Source organism: Butyrivibrio sp. AE3004 (assembly GCF_000703165.1).
Classification (GTDB): Bacteria; Bacillota; Clostridia; order Lachnospirales; family Lachnospiraceae; genus Butyrivibrio.
The window spans coordinates 1,649,343-1,667,081 of sequence record NZ_JNLQ01000002.1 but is presented as its reverse complement, the minus strand read 5'-3'; the positions used below and the strand labels follow the sequence as shown (position 1 = coordinate 1,667,081).

Below are 17,739 nucleotides of genomic sequence, written 5' to 3'. Positions count from 1 at the left end.
GACAGGAAGAGATTATTATATGAATAACAAAGGAATAATAGTTGTAGTTTCAGGCTTTTCCGGTGCAGGAAAAGGAACAATAATGAAGGAGCTGATCAAAAGATACGATAATTATGAATTATCAATTTCAGCTACAACAAGAAATCCCAGACCCGGAGAAGAAAACGGCAGAGAATACTTTTTTGTAAGCAAGGAAGAATTTGAAAAGCTTATAGAAGAGGACGGCCTTATCGAGCATGCTAATTATGTGGGGAATTATTACGGTACTCCCAAAAAATTTGTTCAGGAAAAGCTTGACAACGGCAAAGATGTAATCCTTGAAATTGAGATACAGGGTGCACTTCAGATTAAGAAAAAATATCCTCAGGCACTTCTGCTGTTTGTAATGCCACCATCTGTGGAAGAACTTGAAAAAAGACTCCGTGGAAGAGGGACTGAAACGGAGGATGTTATTCACGGAAGACTTCTTCGTGCAAAAGAAGAGGGACAGGGTATTGACGAGTATGATAATATAGTAATCAATGACAACCTTGATACTTGTGTTAAAGAAATGCATGAGATAATTCAAGCTGCTCATTATACTCCTGATAGAAATAAAGAATTTATTCAGGGAATTCAGAAGCAGCTGTCAGAACTTAAATAATTTTTTTTAAATGGAGGAATAACATGATACATCCATCATATGTTGATCTTATGAAGGTAGTTAATAAGGACGTAGAGGAAGGTAATGAGCCTATTATCAGCTCAAGATATTCCATCGTTATGGCAACAGCTAAGAGAGCAAGACAGCTTATAGCCGGCGACGAGCCAATGGTAAGAGTTAAAGATAAGGAAAAGTTTCTTTCTATAGCTGTAGACGAACTCAATGAAGATAAACTTAGAATTCTTTCAGATGAAGAGAAGGAATCTCTCATTGAAACAGATTCAGAAATGAATATTGAGGAATAATTATTTCGGTATAATATATGAAAATTTTGTTTGTATCTCTTGGCTGTGACAAAAATCGTGTCGATTCTGAGGTTATGCTCGGCATGCTGTCACAGCGGGGGCATGAATTTACAGATGATGAGGAAATAGCAGAAGCAGCAGTGGTTAACACATGCTGCTTTATTGGTGATGCAAAAGAAGAAAGCATTAATACTATAATTGAACTTGGGGAATATAGAAAAAGCGGGAAATACAAAGCACTTATTGTTACCGGATGTCTTGCTGAGCGTTACAGAGAGGAAGTTTTAAAAGAAATACCCGAGGTGGACAGGATTATAGGAACTGCTTCTGTTGAGCATATTGTAGAAGCTTTGGACTCGGTTCTTTCAGAAAAAACTGATAATGTAGCGGCAGATTCTTTAAGCAGTAAGACAGATAACGCTTCTAAATCTAAAGAAAAGGCGTACCTCGATACTCTGGATAAAAAGCCTGTTGGCAACAGGAAACGTATACAGACCACCGGAGGACAGTTCAATTATTTAAAAATCGCTGAAGGCTGCAATAAAAACTGTACCTATTGTGTAATTCCAAAGGTAAGAGGTCGTTACAGAAGCGTCCCAATGGAAGAGCTGATTTTGGAAGCGACATCGCTTGTTAACATGGGGGTAACGGAGCTTATACTGGTTGCACAGGAAACAACCTTGTACGGTACTGATCTATATGGTGAAAAAAAACTGCCGGAGCTATTGCATAAACTGGCTCAGATAGAAGACCTTCAATGGATCAGAATCATGTACTGTTATCCTGAGGAGATAACGGATGAGCTTATTGATACTATAAAAAATGAGCCAAAGGTTTGCAATTATCTGGATATACCGATTCAAAGCGGTTCTGATAATGTTCTAAAAATGATGGGAAGACGGACTAACAGGGCTGAGATTACTGAGAGAATAAAGTATATCAGACAGGAAATTCCGGATATTTGCCTGCGAACTACTCTTATAGCAGGATTTCCCGGAGAAACAGATGAGGACCATGCACAAACAGTTTCTTTTGTTAAGGAAATGAAGTTTGACAGACTGGGGTGCTTTACCTACTCTCAGGAAGAGGATACAGTGGCCGGTGAGATGGATTGTCAGATTCCCGAAGAGGTGAAGATAAGCAGAAGAGATGATATAATGGAATTGCAACAGGAAATAGCGTTTGATGCTGCAAGGGGACGAATCGGAAATATAGTCAGTGCTGTAATAGAAGGAAAAATTACAGATGATGAAGATGAAGATTATGACGGCGCAACATATGTTGCAAGAACGTACATGGATGCACCTGATGTAGATGGATATTTGTTTATTATGAATGTTCCATATGATCTTATGAGCGGCCGTTTTGTAAGTGTACGTATTACCGGATCAAATGATTATGACCTAATTGGGGAATTAGTGGAGGGGAATGAAGATGAAAATGAATTTACCAAATAAACTTACTGTTTTTAGAGTTATTTTAATTCCGTTTTTTGTACTTTTTTTATTAGCAAATATATTCGGAGAAGCTGATAAATGGATTGCATTGGTGATTTTTGTAATTGCATCTCTTACAGATCTTTTGGATGGAAAAATTGCCCGGAAATATAACCTGGTAACTGATTTTGGAAAATTCATGGATCCTCTAGCTGATAAACTTCTTGTTTGCAGCGCTATGATCTGTCTTATTGAACTGGGGAGAATTCCTTCCTGGATAGTTGTTATAATAATAGCCAGAGAATTTATCATAAGTGGTTTCAGACTTATAGCAGTTGAGAACGGAAGAGTAATTGCTGCAAGCTATTGGGGAAAATTTAAAACTACTTTCCAGATGTTTATGGTAATTTTGATGATAGTTAATATACCTCAGCTTCAAATTGTTACTACTATCATTATGTATATTGCGCTTGCTCTTACCATAATTTCACTTTGTGACTATATTATAAAAAATAAAGATGTTATGAGCGGCGATATGTAATTTGATAATCGAATTTATTGATATTTAAAAATTATAGTTGTGGGAAATCGCAATTGATGATATAGTTTTCAATTGTGTAATTTGAATGTTTTAATTTGGGGACGACATTTAATGTACGTCCTCATTTTTTTTCAATAAAAAGGAAAGAGGTTTTATGTCTAATATACTGGAAGAAATTAAGAAGAATATTGAAGGAATATCTGAAGCTGTAACCGGCAACAGGGAAGAGCAGAGAGTAAGATATGATGAAGCAAAAGGAATTGATGAAAGAGTGCTTCGTGCTATTACAGAGATGGGATTTGAGTATATGTCTCCAATCCAGAAAGCTGCTATTCCGGTAATGATGAAAGGTGTAGATATAATTGGACAGGCTCAGACCGGAACCGGAAAAACCGCAGCGTTTGGAATCCCGCTTCTTCAAAAGGTTGATCCCACTAATAAACATTTACAGGCGGTTGTTTTATGCCCTACAAGAGAGCTTGCCATGCAGGCTGCTGATGATCTTAGAAGTTTTGGTAAATATATGCATGGAATAAAAGTACTTCCCGTATACGGAGGACAGGATATTTCAAGGCAGATACGTGCGCTCTCTTCAGGTGTTCAGATTGTTGTAGGAACACCCGGACGTGTAATGGATCACATGAGAAGACATACGATGAAAATGGCGGATGTACGTGTTCTTGTTTTGGATGAAGCAGATGAAATGCTTGATATGGGATTTAGAGATGATATAGAAACAATTCTTGAGGGAATGCCTGAAGAAAGACAGACAGCTCTTTTCTCAGCTACCATGCCTGAGCCTATTTTGCAGATTACAAGAAAATATCAGCATGATGCAGAATATATAAAGATGACGCCCAAGGAGATTACTGTTAAATCAATTGAACAGTATTATTATGTAGTGCCTTCAAACTATAAGGAGGAGGTACTTACAAGACTTATTGAATATCATCAACCGGTAAGGAGCCTGGTATTTTGTAATACTAAACGAAAGGTTGATGAACTTACAGGAATACTTAAGAACAAAGGCTACAGAGCAGAAGGACTTCACGGAGATCTTTCACAGTTCCAGAGAGATACCGTTATGAATCTTTTTCGCTTTGGCCAGGCGGATTTTCTTATTGCGACGGATGTTGCAGCAAGAGGAATTGATGTAAGCGGTGTTACTGCTGTTTTTAATTATGATATTCCTGAAGATATTGAATATTATGTTCATAGAATAGGACGTACAGGACGTGCAGGTAAGAGCGGACAGTCGTTCTCACTTGTATCTCCCAGAGAAATGTATAAGCTCAGAGATATTGAACGCATCTGCCATACAAAAATAGAAGAGGGCGATGTGCCTTCAGCGAAGGAAATAACCAGAGCAAAAGCCAGAAAGCTTTTTACTGAGGTCATTGATCTTATTGAGGCAGGTGAAATTACAGACTGTCTTGAGTTTTTAAATGACAAGGTGGCAGAGGATGAGTATTCCATTGAACAGCTTGCAGCAGGTCTTATGCGACTTAAGATGGGCAAAGCTCCTGAAGAACTTGATTTGAAGCCAAGAAAGCGAGATCTTTACAGAGGACAGAAAAATAGAGACAGACGAGATGGTAAAGGTGGCAGATTCGAAAGAGACGGACATGGCAGAAGAGACGGTCAGGGAAGAGGCGATGGAAAAGGCAGAAGAGATGGAAAGGGTTCAGGATACGGAAGAAATCGTGATGGCAAGTACAACAAGGATCGCGGTATGAGAGATGCTTCAGCTATGCATAAGAAAGCATCAGCCGATAAGTTCAGAAGAAATGCCAGACCAAGAACAGAGAAGCTTGGTGTAAGAAAAGAAAAGTAAAAAATACATTAAAGAGTAAACGCTTCAAGGGATCATATTGTTCCTTGAAGCGTTTTTTCATTTTGAACTTATTTTTTTGTAATAAAAAGTTAATAAACATTTAATTGAGAGCGATTTTTGTCAAAGTTAAAATTATAGTGATTTTGAAAAGTTAAAATAATATCGGTTATTGCAATATATTATTGAAAATGTATGAGGGGAGAATAATTAATGAAGAAAAAAATAATTGCAACTCTTATTTCACTTAGTCTGGTTGTTGGATGCGGCACAGCAGCACCATCAAAGGATTTGTCTGATAAAAAAGACTCGGCCGTAAAGGATGCTGTGGAAAGCACTGAAAATTCAGAGGATGATTCAGCAGGGACCGACGAATCAGTAGAAGCCGGTGATTTAGAAGAAGCTGAAGATTCTGTTAAAACTGATGATTCAGAAGAAAACAACGATTCTGCAGAAGCCGATGACGCTGATGATAAAATTGACAGTGAAATGGTAGTAGGTGAGACATATCATGGGTTTAAACTAAATGATATGTACAGTAGCCGGTTTTTAAGCTCAGATATCTATACTTTCAAGCATGAAAAGAGCGGAGCAGATCTGGTTTATACAAAGAACTCCGATCCGGAAGTGTCATTCTGCATTGCTTACAGGACTCCTTATATAGATGAAACTGATACAAACCATGTCTTTGAGCATGCTATTCTTTCATCTTCTGCCAAGTATCCTTCTAAGAATCTTTTCTTTGATATTATAAATAAATCCTATAATACCTACGTTAATGCTCATACTGATTTACTTACTACATACTATCCTGTTTCATCGATGAGTCAGGATCAGTTGATGACCATGATGGATGCATATATGAGTTGCATGGTTGAACCTGATATTTTGAAGGATGAAAAGATATTCGACAGAGAAGCTATAAGGCTTGAGTTGGCCGATCCGGAAGGCGATATTACAATAAATGGAACTGTTTATGCAGAAGACTATGGCTTTCTTACTAATAAAAATAACTGTTCAATAAATGTATTACTTGACAATCTGTTTCCAAATCAGATTGCATCAAATATGATTGGAATGTCTGAATACCACTATGATGACCTGACTTATGAGCATACAATTGAAACCTATGAAAGATGCTATCACTTTGATAATAGTCTCATTTCACTATATGGAAATCTTGATATTGACAGATTTTTGGAGTTCCTTGATGAAGAGTATTTATCAAAATATGAAGTTTATGGAACTGATTTAAGTGAGTACAAGGATCCTCGTACTGAAGACGGGTATGTTGAAAAAGTCGAATATATACCTGCATATGAGGGAGATTCAGTCACTGACAGTGGCAGAATTTTTTATGCAATTGACTTGGAGGACGCTGATCCTGACGATCTTTTGAAGTGGGATTTTTTAACAACTGTTTTATCTAATGATTCATCCTGTATGAATAAAAAACTTCTCGAAGAGGGAATATCTAATCCTGTATCTGTTGGAATAATGACCGATTTACAAAAGCCTGTTCTTATTTTTTCAATGGATTATGCAAATGAAGATCAGATGCAGACGTTAAAAGAAATAGCTAAATATACTATTGATGATGTGGCACAAAACGGGGTTTCCAAGGAAATATTTGAGGCTGATATTAAGTATACTGAACTTAGTACAGTGTTCATAAGAGATGCCTCCAATGTTGGGGTTAATCTTAGCAGAGTGTTTAACGATTACTGGGCGATAACCGGTAAAGTGGATTATTACGAAGAATATGAAAGAATACTGGATGAGCTTATTGCTGATACCGATCAGGAAAACTTTAAGAGGCTCGCGGAGAGTATAAAGAATCCCGCAAGAAGTGTACTGGTAGCTTCTATACCTAAGCCGGGTCTTGCAGAAGAACATGATAATGAGCTGCAGGAATATCTTAAAACTAAAAAGGAAAAAATGACAGAGGAAGAAATCCTTGAGTTGGTAGAGAAAACCAATGAATTTAATGAGTGGAATCAGGAGGAACTTTCGAATAACGATTTTTTGATAGATATCGAGAAATTACCTGAATATAAAACTGCATCATTTGAAAAAAGACAAGAGGATGGTATTACTTATTATCTGGGTGACGTGGATGCAAAAAAAGGTGGGTATTATGAACTCTATTTTGATCTAAGTAAGCTGTCTAAGGAAGAAATACGAACTCTTATGCTTTACATGGATTTTATGTTTGAGGTCGGTACTTCGAAATATAACAAGGATGAACTAGGGCTCCTTGAGAGCGAGTACTTGAATGGCTTTTCGCATGGATTATTTTATCCTACAGATGATTCTGAAGAATATCACAGGCCCATGCTTAAAGTATTGTGGAGAGGACTAAATCAGGATTTTGATAAGGCTCTTGAGCTGGTTACTAATGTTATTATCGAGACAGATCTAAATGATAAGATTAATATTGGCCATGTAATTTCACAAAATCGCGAAAGCTATAATCTGGCAAAAACTGATGCATATTATTATGCATATTATTATGCTATGGCATCAGGAACAACAACTTTATCTGATACACAAAGATTTGATTTAGATATACACGATCCGGAATTTTATAAATATATATCAGAAATCGATGATGGTATTCAAAAAGATGTGTCTACATTAGATAAGCTTGCTGAGGATATTGATACAATAAGGAAAAAGGTATTTACAAAATCAAATCTTATTTTTGTATCTGCAGCTGATAAAACTGAGAATGAAGATGTTGTTAAAAGTGCGGCACAGATTTTAGGAAAACTAAATGAAGGTGAAGATGGTAAGGATGTTTATCAATTGCCTGTATTTGCACTTAAAACCGGAATTATTTTAGAAGAATCTCAAAATTATACAGTATTTGATGCGGATTATAGAAATGATCCGGATTTTAGAGGAGCATATCTTCCGTTTATTTATGCAGCAAGTGACAAATATGTTATTCCCAGGATCAGATTCCAAATGGGAGCTTACTCAGCAGGAAGCAATGCAAATACTCGCTGCTTTGAACTTAATGCCTATACATATTCTGATCCAAATGTAAAAGATTCAATTGAAGTTTTAAAAGGTATACCGGAGTATATAAAGACTGCTGAATTGAATAAAGATGATTACCGAGGGTACATATTAAATGCTTACGGTGAAGAAACAAGGTCGGAAGGTATATGGAATGATGTTATAAGAAGAATACGAAGAGATATTCTTGGGGTTGATGAACAAGGCTATGTGGATACAGTCAATGATATTCGAAATACAGATTTGGAAATGCAGGAGGATGCTGCAAAAAGTTATGAAAAAATATTTACAAATGCAGCGATAGCTACAACAGGTAATGAGGCAAAAATAAAAAAAGATAAGGATGCATTTGACGAAATCCTAAACTATAAACTAAAATAGACCTCATGATTAAGGAAGAAAAAATAGAAGAAATATTCAATAACCATGCGGATTTGCTTGAGGCTGAATCTACTGAGATAAGTACAGCCATTCGTCTTTATGCGTATGAATTATTGCCTGAGAAGACAAATCAAATTGAAAATATCGATAAGATAAAGGATATGGTCGAGTCTACAAGCCATGTGCTTGAAAAAATGTATAATGGATATGAGAACCTGGATATTGGGAGTATCAGGGAAGCGGACAGAGATACATATAATAAAATCGTTTTTGACTTATCGGTATTTATCGCTGTTATGTGTATTGGATCACGGGTTTATGATGATCTGGATCCTGTGTTTTCAAGAGATATTTTGCATGCCGCGCTTGATGCTGTACATTTTCTGATTTTACGTCAGTTTAAGGAGGCTGATGATGAGAATAATGAGGCAAGCGAACGTGTAAGCGTGCTTCATATGAGCAGCAGGGACGATGAACTTGATTCTGCTACGACAGCAGCTCTGATGTGGGCTTTTTCAGAACTTTTGAAAACGGATAAGGACGTGAGAAATGCATATGACCATTCACTTATGGCAGGCATGCCTCAGAAGATGTCCAGACAAAAGAGATATAAGATGAGATTGTCAGAGCTTGTAAAAAAGCATTCCTTTAATGTGACCTGTAAGGATGAAGAGTTCATATGCTTATTCCTTTCATTAGTTGTGCTTCTTGATACAGAAGAGACTTTTGCAGATGAAGTAAAAAGGCCTTTATATGATTTTTTATATAAGGATGCTGATGAAACTGATAATTCATTAAGCGCTGTCATTGCGATTTTATCTTTGCAAAATGAACTTGATAATGACGAGCAATTAAGTAAGGGAGCATCTCAGCTGATAAAAGTAGTTGAATATAACGTCATCGGAGCAAATAGAAATAAGATGACAGAGGAAGATAAAACAGAGATAAAAGAACATATTAAGGTATTAGAGGCTAAACTAAAATAATCAAAATAGCATATAGAAAAAGTTTATTTGAAAAATAAGCGATTTATGGGTATACTACTTTGTGGAAACCGATTAATCGCTTATTTTCTATATATATATAAGCATTATTTTTATACAATGGAGGCAATAATATGCAGGGTTCTAAACCAACAGTTTTATTAATTATGGACGGATTCGGAATTAATGATAATCCGAAAGGAAATGCCATAGCAATGGCAAATACACCAGTTCTTGATGGTCTTATGAAGGAGTATCCTTATGTAAGAGGTAATGCAAGCGGACTTGCTGTAGGTCTTCCTGACGGACAGATGGGAAATTCTGAAGTCGGACATATGAATATGGGTGCCGGACGTATCGTTTACCAGGAACTTACAAGAATTACAAAGTCAATTGAGGATGGCGATTTCTTTACAAATGAAGGACTTATGGCTGCAATTGACAACTGCAAGAAGAATGACTCGGCTCTTCATATGTACGGACTTGTAAGTGATGGTGGAGTTCACAGTCATATTACACATATCTATGGACTTCTTGAACTTGCAAAGAAAAATGGTCTTAACAAGGTGTATGTTCATTGCTTCCTTGATGGACGTGATACACCGCCGGAATCAGGAATTGATTTTGTTCAGCAGCTTGAGGACAAAATGAAAGAAATAGGTGTCGGTGAAGTGGCTACTATTTCCGGAAGATACTATGCTATGGATAGAGATAACAACTACGACCGTGTGAAGATTGCATATGATGCAATGACTAAGGGCGAGGGTAACAAAGCTGATAGCGCACATGAGTGCATGGTTCAGACATACAAGGATGGTAAGACTGATGAGTTCGTTATTCCTACAGTTATTATGAAAGATGGTGCACCTACTGCAACTATCAAAGATAATGATTCAATCATTTTCTTCAATTTCCGTCCTGACAGAGCAAGAGAAATCACTCACTGCTTCTGTGATGATGATTTTGATAAGTTTGACAGAGGGACACGCATCAATACTACATATGTATGCTTTACGGATTACGATCCGCTCATTCCTAATAAGGAGATTGCATTTAAGAAGGTTCTTCTTAATAATACCTTTGGCGAATGGCTTGCAGCTAAGGGAATGAAGCAGGCTCGTATAGCTGAAACTGAGAAATATGCGCATGTAACATTCTTCTTTAACGGCGGTGTTGAGGAACCCAATGAGGGCGAGGACAGAATTCTTGTAAACAGCCCTAAGGATGTTCCTACATATGATCTTAAGCCTCAGATGAGTGCACCTGAAGTTTGTGACAGAGTGCTTGAAGCAATAAACTCTGATAAATATGATGTAGTTGTAACTAATTTTGCTAATCCTGACATGGTAGGTCATACAGGTGTTATCGACGCAGCTGTTAAGGCTGTTGAGACTGTTGACGAATGTGTTGGCAAAATCGTTGAAGCAGTAAAAGCTAAGAATGGCACAATGTTCATTTGTGCAGATCATGGTAACGCTGATATGATGATTGATTATGAGACAGGTGAGCCTTTTACAGCTCATACAACAAATCCTGTTCCGTTTATTCTTGTAAACTATGATCCTGCGTATACACTTCGTGAGGGCGGTTGTCTTGCAGATATTATTCCTACTCTTATTGAGTGTATGGGATATGAGCAACCCGCTGAAATGACAGGCAAGTCTCTTCTTATTAAAAAGTAAATCAGATTTTAATAATCTGTAGCATCAATAAAACAATACTTGTTGATTTTTAGCAAAAATTATGTTATCTTTAACATGTATTTGTGAATTATTTTAGGAGGGTGTTTTTGTGGCAGCGTTGAAAATTGTTTTGGCAATTATTTTTATTATTGATTGTGTCGCACTTGTTACACTTGTACTTGCTCAGGAGGGTAAGACACAGGGACTTGGTGCTATTCAGGGATTTGCGGAGACTACTTATTGGGGCAAGATTAAGGGTCGTTCCAAAGAGGGAGTTCTTAAGAAAATTACAATCGTATTATCAGTACTCTTTATCGTTCTTAGTGTTGTACTGAATATGACTGTATTTTAAACAACGGTATTTATCTTGAAGGGCACTCGCAAAGAGTGCCCTTTTTTCACTTTGTAAAACTATTTAAAAGTCTTTCGGATTATCAAATTGGAGTAAGAATACTATTATGAGCAAAAAGAAAATAATGACAAAAAAACAGAATATTACAGGTACTTTTATATCCAATCAGAGAGGCTTTGGATTTGTTGAGGTTGAGGGAAGAGAGGATGATATCTTTATTCCCGAAGAATATACAGGTGGCGCTTTCCAGGGCGACACAGTTGAAGTTGTTGTTACCTACGAAAAAGAGAAAAACGGAGGAATGAGAGATGAAGGACGGGTTGTAAATATACTGGTAAGGGCTATTGATAAAATCGTAGGTACTTATCAGGATGGGCATACCTTTGGATTTGTTATACCTGATAATCTAAAATTCACTCAGGATATTTTTGTTTTAAAAGAGCACTCTAAAGGCGCTGTAACAGGGGATAAGGTTGTTGTATCCATAACTTTTTATGGTGACCCGGTGAAGGATAGAAAACCGGAAGGTAAGATTTCCGATATAATAGGTAATATTAACGACCCCGGAGTTGATATTCTTTCAATAGTAGAAGGCTTTGATCTTCCTCATAGTTTTCCTGAAAAGGTAATGAATCAGGCTGAAAAATGCAAGGATCATCTGATTGAAGGTGATTATCAGGGAAGACTTGATTTGAGAGATGTTCAGATGGTTACTATTGACGGCGAGGATGCAAAGGACTTGGATGATGCTGTTTCATTAACGGTCGAAAATGGGATATATCATCTTGGGGTGCATATAGCAGATGTAACTAATTATGTCCAGGAAGGTTCTGCGCTTGATCGGGAAGCTTTGAAAAGAGGGACCAGTGTCTATCTTGTTGACAGAGTTATACCCATGCTTCCGCATAAACTAAGTAACGGAATATGTTCATTAAATCACGGTGAAGACAGATTAGCTTTAAGCTGCCTGATGGATATTGACGCAAACGGTGCAGTTATTTCTCATAAGATAGCTGAGACGGTAATAAATGTTAATGAGAGAATGACATATACTTCTGTTGCAGCTATTTTAGAGGATGAAAACGAAGAAGAGTTAGAAAAGTATAAAGAGCTTGTGCCAATGTTTAAAGATATGGCTGAGCTTTCTGAAATACTTAAAACAAAAAGAAAAAAGCGCGGAGCAATTGATTTTGATTTTCCTGAAGCTAAAATTATTCTTGATAAAGACGGTAATCCTCTGGATATAAAGTTAAGGCTGGCAAATACGGCCACAACTATGATTGAAAGTTTTATGCTTGCAGCTAATGAAACGGTAGCAGAACATTTCTTCTGGATGCAGTCACCGTTTGTTTATCGTGTTCATGAGCAGCCTGATATGGAAAAAATAGCTAATTTGAATGCTTTTATATCAAGGCTCGGGCTACATCTTAATACAAAAGCAGATGAGATTAGGCCGTCTGAAATTCAAAAGCTTTTGGACAAGATTGAGGGCACTGAGGAAGAAGCTGTAATCAGCAGAATTGCACTTCGCAGCATGATGCAGGCAAAATACAGTACTGAGTGCCTTGGACATTATGGACTTGCTTGTAAATACTATTGCCATTTTACATCTCCCATAAGACGTTACCCGGATTTGCAGATTCATAGAATTATTAAAGATTATCTGCGCGGAAGAATGGACAATGAAAAGATAAAGCATTATCAGGGCATACTTGAAGAGGTAGCAAAACATTCTTCTGATACAGAAAGAAGAGCTGAGGAAGCTGAACGAGAAACAGATAAATTAAAAAAAGCGCAGTATATGGAATCACATATTGGTGAAGTCTTTGAAGGAGTAGTGTCCGGAGTAACAGGATGGGGAATGTTTGTTGAACTGCCAAATACCTGTGAAGGTATGGTCCCTGCAGCTACCATGGAAGACGATTTCTATATATTTGACGAAGGAAATTACAGACTTGTCGGAGAACGAACAGGAAAAATATATACACTTGGACAGACTGTGAAGGTCAGAGTGCATGATACCGATAGGCTTAGCAAAACTATAGACTTCAGAATGGTATCAGATGATGACTTTGCTCAGGATACAAGTGAGTATGATGACTCTTTTGAAGAGGATTATTATGAAGAAGATTATTATGAAGAAGATGATAAAGGCCGCATCAAGCTTGTGAAAGGAAAAAAACATAAAAATAAGGATAAGAAATCAATCAAAGGTGATAAATTAAAGAAAAACCTAAAATCTGAAAAAAAGACACCTGCAAAATTGAGAGCTGCAAAGATCTCTAAATTGTCACTTGAAGCACTTGATAGCGATAAGGATGATATTAAACAAATTGCGAAAGAAGAAAAAAAGCATAAACATTCTAAGGGTGCTGAAAAGTCAAAGAAAAAGAGAGAAAAAGAAATACTTAAAGAAATAGCTGCTCTAAAAAAGAAAAGCAAATCAAAAGAAAAAGCAGCAAAAAAAGGTGGTGACAAAGAAACTACCGAGAGTGGTAGAAAAGTATATAAAGTGCATAAATATAAAAAGTCCGCTACTTCTAAAGCAGCAAGAAGTGTTCAGGGAAAAAGGAAAAAGAAGAAAAAATGAGGATAGACTACAATGGCCGATGACAGCATTAAACTAATTGCAAATAATAAAAAAGCTTTTCATGATTATTTTATAGAAGAAAAATATGAGGCAGGTATCTCACTTGCGGGTACGGAAGTTAAATCCTTAAGGCAGGGAAAATGCAGCATAAAAGAGGCATGGGTAAGCATTGATAAGGGTGAAGCTTATATATGCGGGATGAATATCAGCCCGTATGAGAAGGGGAATATCTTTAATAAGGATCCACTGAGAGTGAGGAAACTTCTTCTTCATAAGACAGAAATCAGAAAGCTTGATCAGGCATCACAGGCTCAGGGATATACACTTGTTCCGCTTGAGGTGTACTTTAAACATGGTAAGGTTAAAGTACAGATTGGTTTGGCAAAAGGTAAGAAACTATATGACAAGAGAGAAACTACTGCTAAGAGAGATCAGCAAAGAGAGGCAATGAGAGATTATAAAGTGAGTCTTAGATAATAAGATAAAAATATACCACCGGTTTAGTTGATTTTATCTTAAAATGCCTATATACTAATATAGCGCTTATGCACATGTACAATTTAATAAGGGTTAGTAAAGGTTTCGACAGGGATTCTGAAGCTGGAGAAGCTGTCCGCAGGATGGTGCGTTAAACCTCAAACTTAAATATAAACGCTGAAGATAATTTAGCACTCGCTGCCTAAGTGCGGCGCGTCAGCCTGAGTGCACCTGCACATTCAGTAACTGACGTCAACTTTGCAGGAAACGACATGGTGATTGCTCCGTAGCTATGGTCGTATCAGGGGCTACCTTTCATATTAGGGCGCAGACTTCCGGTTATGAGAGGGAATTGGCTTTGCCACAATAGCCTGCTATGACAGTAGAAGGACAGGGGATGGGTTTTTGGACAGGGGTTCGACTCCCCTCTAATCCACTAAATAAGAGGACACTAGGTCCTCTTTTTAGATTAATGAAGATTGTTGATCAATAAAAACTCTCCGCTATAGATACGCACTCGCACGAGAGGAATAAAGTAAAAATATGAGGAAATATCATTTATAGAAAAGTGCCAAATTTCCTTGCAATTACATATACTTGTAGTTAGAATGTACTTTAGACACAAAATATATGCTCATAAGGGAGGATCAAATGAAAAAAGTGGGAAGAAGTTTAAAGGGGATTATAGCATCAATTCTTGCCGCAGCCTTTATCGTAGGTGGTGTTCCGGCTAATTCAATCAGTGTTAATGCTGCTTCAAAAGTAGATATCAGTGAAACTACTCAGGTAATAAATAAAAAGGGAAATCTTGTTTATAAAGAGACCGGAAACAGTATGGTTACTATTACACCCGGTTCTTTTGCGAAGAATGTTCTGTCTGTTACCATAAATGATGAGGATGCAAAGATAAAGAATATCAAGTGCAGCAGTAAACTCAGATATAAAAAGACATACAGACATATTGATGAAGAGAGTGACAAAGTTACATACCGCTTCTCTTTTTATACTAAGGAAGCTAAGCTTTATAAATTTAAGTTTCATGTAGATGATCAGGAATATGTTATCTTCATTAATGCAACAACTCCTATAGCGAAAGCAACATATGCCGGTCATGAGCTTTCAACAAAGCCGGGATTTCTTGGAAGTACCAATTACGTTACTGATCTTTCAAAGGGTAAGATCAATGTAACCATGTCTAAAAACTATGTACTTACATCGATAGAAGTTGGTAAATACAAGAATGTGTCAGCCGGCAATATTGTTGAACCTACTCTTTACTGGACACAGGTAAAAAATAATAAAAAGGTTGTTCTTAGCGGAGAGAAGCAGGTTGTAGTTCATGATAACAAAAATACAAGTGAAGATAGCATGTATTCAACAACAATTATCCGTGTGAATTATAAGTACTTAAAGAACAATACTACAGGCTGCGTTGATTATTACTTTAACAGAATTGTTGATACAGATAACTAAACAGAACAGGAATTATTTATGAGCCAGAAGAAGATTAGAAAAGAGCGTATAGTTGTAAAGGTTGGTACGTCTACTATTACAAATGAGAACGGTGGGATCAATATTCACCAGATTGATTTACTTTGCAGAGCATTAGCCGGAATAGAGAACCTTGGGTATGATGTTGTACTTGTAAGTTCAGGAGCTATTGCTGTAGGGGCTAACAAAATGAGGCTTTCACAGAAACCAAAGGATTTGAGATTGAAGCAGGCTGCTGCTTCGGTTGGACAGTGTGAACTGATGCATTTATACGACAAATTATTTGGTGAATACGGAAGACTTGTAGGACAGATACTTCTTGATAATGATGATGTTGAGAATCCTATTCGAAAAGAGAACCTTAAAAATACATTTGATGCGCTTTTGGAAAATCACATAATTCCTATTGTTAACGAAAATGACTCTGTAAGCCATGTGGAGATCGAATCAGATCAAAAGCTGTTCTCGGATAATGACATGTTGTCAGCAATAGTTGCTGTATTTTGCGGAGCATGTAAGCTTATTATATTATCGGATATAGAAGGATTTTATGATAAAAATCCCTCAAAATATCCTGATGCCAAGCTTATCAGCAGGGTTGAACATATAGATGAAACAATATATAAGCTTGCTGAAGGAAGCGGTTCCAACAGAGGAACAGGTGGAATGGTAACAAAGCTTCAGGCTGCTGAGCTTGCAACCTCAAAAGGTGTAGATGTTCTTATAACCAATGGTAAGAACACGGACTATTTATACGATATTATCAATAAAAAGCATGTTGGAACGCTGTTCGTTGCAAAGGAGAACAACTGATTTTGGTTGATACAATAAAAACTGAGCGTCTGCTTCTTCGAAAATGGAAGGAGCAAGACGCTGAAATTTTATACAAAATGGCAAGTGATCCTGTGATTGGTAAAGGGGCCGGATGGATGCCTCATAGGGATTCTGACTATTCCAAAGCAATTATCAGATCTATTCTTTCCGATGATGGTGAGTATGCTATTTCTCTGAGAGATAATACGGAAATTGTCGTTGGAAGTATAGGACTCAGAATTGGAGCTTCTCCCAAAAGAGGTATCAATCGTGAGGATGAGGCAGAAATAGGGTATTGGCTTGGAAGAGACTACTGGGGATATGGTTACGCTACAGAGGCACTATCTGAACTTATAAGATACAGCTTTGTTGAAATAGGTTTAAGTGCTGTATGGTGTGGCTTTTTTGACGGTAATGAAAAATCAAAAAGAGTTATAGAGAACTGTGGTATGAAATATCATCATAGAAATGTACATTTATTTAACTCGATGCTAAAAGAGTACTATAATGAAACATTAATGAGAATAACTGCACAGGAATTTTTCCTGAATGTATGAAGAAAGGTTCGGATATAAAAAATCCGAACCTTTTTGAATGTAAAAATTGTTTATTCAAGCGGACCTTCATGAAAACGATCATAAATCTCTGCCAGATATGTTTTAACCATTTCAATATTAGCCATTTTCTTGAGCTCAACATTGTTCATGGCAATTGAAATCTCATCCGCAAGAAGAAGCATGTCATAAATTGCAAGCTTGAACTGATTCCTGGTCATTTCTTTGAGGTTAATATCCATAAGCGGTGTGCCGAGTTTCATGGTAATGTTTTCATCAGCAATACCTGTCATAAGTCTCATGGTATCAGGATCAAAGTTTACATAAAGGATAAGCTTTTCTTTCTCATGCTTTTTAAGAGTGATAGGGGTCTGGTGGCTGGTTTCCATCCATTCGTAAAGGTCTGCATCATCAGGATGAAGAAGATAGTTTGTAAGCTCTTCACGATGCTTCTCAACATACTGAAGATATTTGCTGGCGTTAGGGCCTGTATAAGTAAGATCGACCTTAAGACCGTTCTCAGTTCTTAAAAGACGACATTTTGAAGCAACTTCTTTAATTTTTAAAGTGCTTTCTGTATTACCGATCGGTTTAAGTAATCCGGTTTCGAGTTCCTGTCTGAATTCCATATGTGAA

General features: G+C 37.0%; 15 protein-coding genes and 1 other RNA gene. 15 read left to right on the top strand and 1 reads right to left on the bottom strand.

Annotated features, from left to right (window positions below; translation table 11 throughout):
* The first annotated feature begins 19 nt into the window (after nt 1–19).
* The 15 genes from gmk to BV60_RS0110265 all read left to right on the top strand — a co-directional run bounded on the left by gmk (nt 20) and on the right by BV60_RS0110265 (nt 17,106).
* A complete protein-coding gene (gene gmk / locus BV60_RS0110330; protein WP_029321525.1) occupies nt 20–643 on the top strand; it encodes a guanylate kinase in 624 nt (207 codons plus the stop codon).
* Between the two features lie 23 nt (nt 644–666).
* Nucleotides 667–948: a DNA-directed RNA polymerase subunit omega gene (gene rpoZ, locus BV60_RS0110325; protein WP_029321523.1), complete on the top strand. Its 282-nt coding sequence runs from the start codon at nt 667–669 to the stop codon at nt 946–948.
* Nucleotides 949–965: 17 nt separating this feature from the next.
* On the top strand, nt 966–2,405 hold the full coding sequence (rimO, locus tag BV60_RS0110320) for a 30S ribosomal protein S12 methylthiotransferase RimO (protein WP_029321521.1): 1,440 nt from the start codon (nt 966–968) through the stop codon (nt 2,403–2,405).
* Complete coding sequence (gene pgsA / locus BV60_RS0110315; protein WP_029321519.1) at nt 2,389–2,925, top strand: CDP-diacylglycerol--glycerol-3-phosphate 3-phosphatidyltransferase; 537 nt, start codon at nt 2,389–2,391, stop codon at nt 2,923–2,925. The genes rimO and pgsA overlap by 17 nt, the downstream gene beginning before the upstream one ends.
* 154 nt (nt 2,926–3,079) lie before the next feature.
* Nucleotides 3,080–4,759: a DEAD/DEAH box helicase gene (locus tag BV60_RS21055; protein ID WP_081846645.1), complete on the top strand. Its 1,680-nt coding sequence runs from the start codon at nt 3,080–3,082 to the stop codon at nt 4,757–4,759.
* 210 nt (nt 4,760–4,969) lie between these two features.
* A complete protein-coding gene (locus BV60_RS0110305; protein WP_029321514.1) occupies nt 4,970–8,161 on the top strand; it encodes an insulinase family protein in 3,192 nt (1,063 codons plus the stop codon).
* Between the two features lie 5 nt (nt 8,162–8,166).
* Nucleotides 8,167–9,147 carry a hypothetical protein gene (locus tag BV60_RS0110300; RefSeq protein ID WP_029321512.1) on the top strand — a complete coding sequence of 327 codons (981 nt, stop codon included), beginning with the start codon at nt 8,167–8,169 and terminating at the stop codon, nt 9,145–9,147.
* A gap of 131 nt (nt 9,148–9,278) precedes the next feature.
* A complete protein-coding gene (gene gpmI / locus BV60_RS0110295; protein WP_029321509.1) occupies nt 9,279–10,826 on the top strand; it encodes a 2,3-bisphosphoglycerate-independent phosphoglycerate mutase in 1,548 nt (515 codons plus the stop codon).
* Nucleotides 10,827–10,935: 109 nt separating this feature from the next.
* Nucleotides 10,936–11,178, top strand: a complete 243-nt coding sequence (gene secG, locus BV60_RS0110290) for a preprotein translocase subunit SecG (protein WP_029321508.1) — start codon at nt 10,936–10,938, stop codon at nt 11,176–11,178.
* A 106-nt stretch (nt 11,179–11,284) separates the two neighbouring features.
* The gene (gene rnr, locus BV60_RS0110285; protein WP_051656650.1) at nt 11,285–13,768 is read left to right on the top strand and encodes a ribonuclease R; all 2,484 of its coding nucleotides are present in this window, start codon (nt 11,285–11,287) and stop codon (nt 13,766–13,768) included.
* A gap of 12 nt (nt 13,769–13,780) precedes the next feature.
* Complete coding sequence (gene smpB, locus BV60_RS0110280; protein WP_029321506.1) at nt 13,781–14,245, top strand: SsrA-binding protein SmpB; 465 nt, start codon at nt 13,781–13,783, stop codon at nt 14,243–14,245.
* A 90-nt stretch (nt 14,246–14,335) separates the two neighbouring features.
* Nucleotides 14,336–14,684: a transfer-messenger RNA gene (gene ssrA, locus BV60_RS22725) on the top strand.
* Between the two features lie 212 nt (nt 14,685–14,896).
* Nucleotides 14,897–15,718: a hypothetical protein gene (locus BV60_RS0110275; protein ID WP_029321505.1), complete on the top strand. Its 822-nt coding sequence runs from the start codon at nt 14,897–14,899 to the stop codon at nt 15,716–15,718.
* Nucleotides 15,719–15,736: 18 nt separating this feature from the next.
* Nucleotides 15,737–16,549, top strand: a complete 813-nt coding sequence (gene proB, locus BV60_RS0110270; RefSeq protein WP_029321504.1) for a glutamate 5-kinase — start codon at nt 15,737–15,739, stop codon at nt 16,547–16,549.
* 2 nt (nt 16,550–16,551) lie between these two features.
* Nucleotides 16,552–17,106, top strand: a complete 555-nt coding sequence (locus tag BV60_RS0110265) for a GNAT family N-acetyltransferase (protein WP_029321503.1) — start codon at nt 16,552–16,554, stop codon at nt 17,104–17,106.
* Between the two features lie 50 nt (nt 17,107–17,156).
* On the opposite strand, the gene BV60_RS0110260 is transcribed toward BV60_RS0110265, so the two are convergent.
* Entirely contained in the window at nt 17,157–17,732 is a 576-nt protein-coding gene (locus tag BV60_RS0110260) for a hypothetical protein (RefSeq protein WP_029321501.1), read from the bottom strand.
* Between the last annotated feature and the right edge of the window lie 7 nt (nt 17,733–17,739).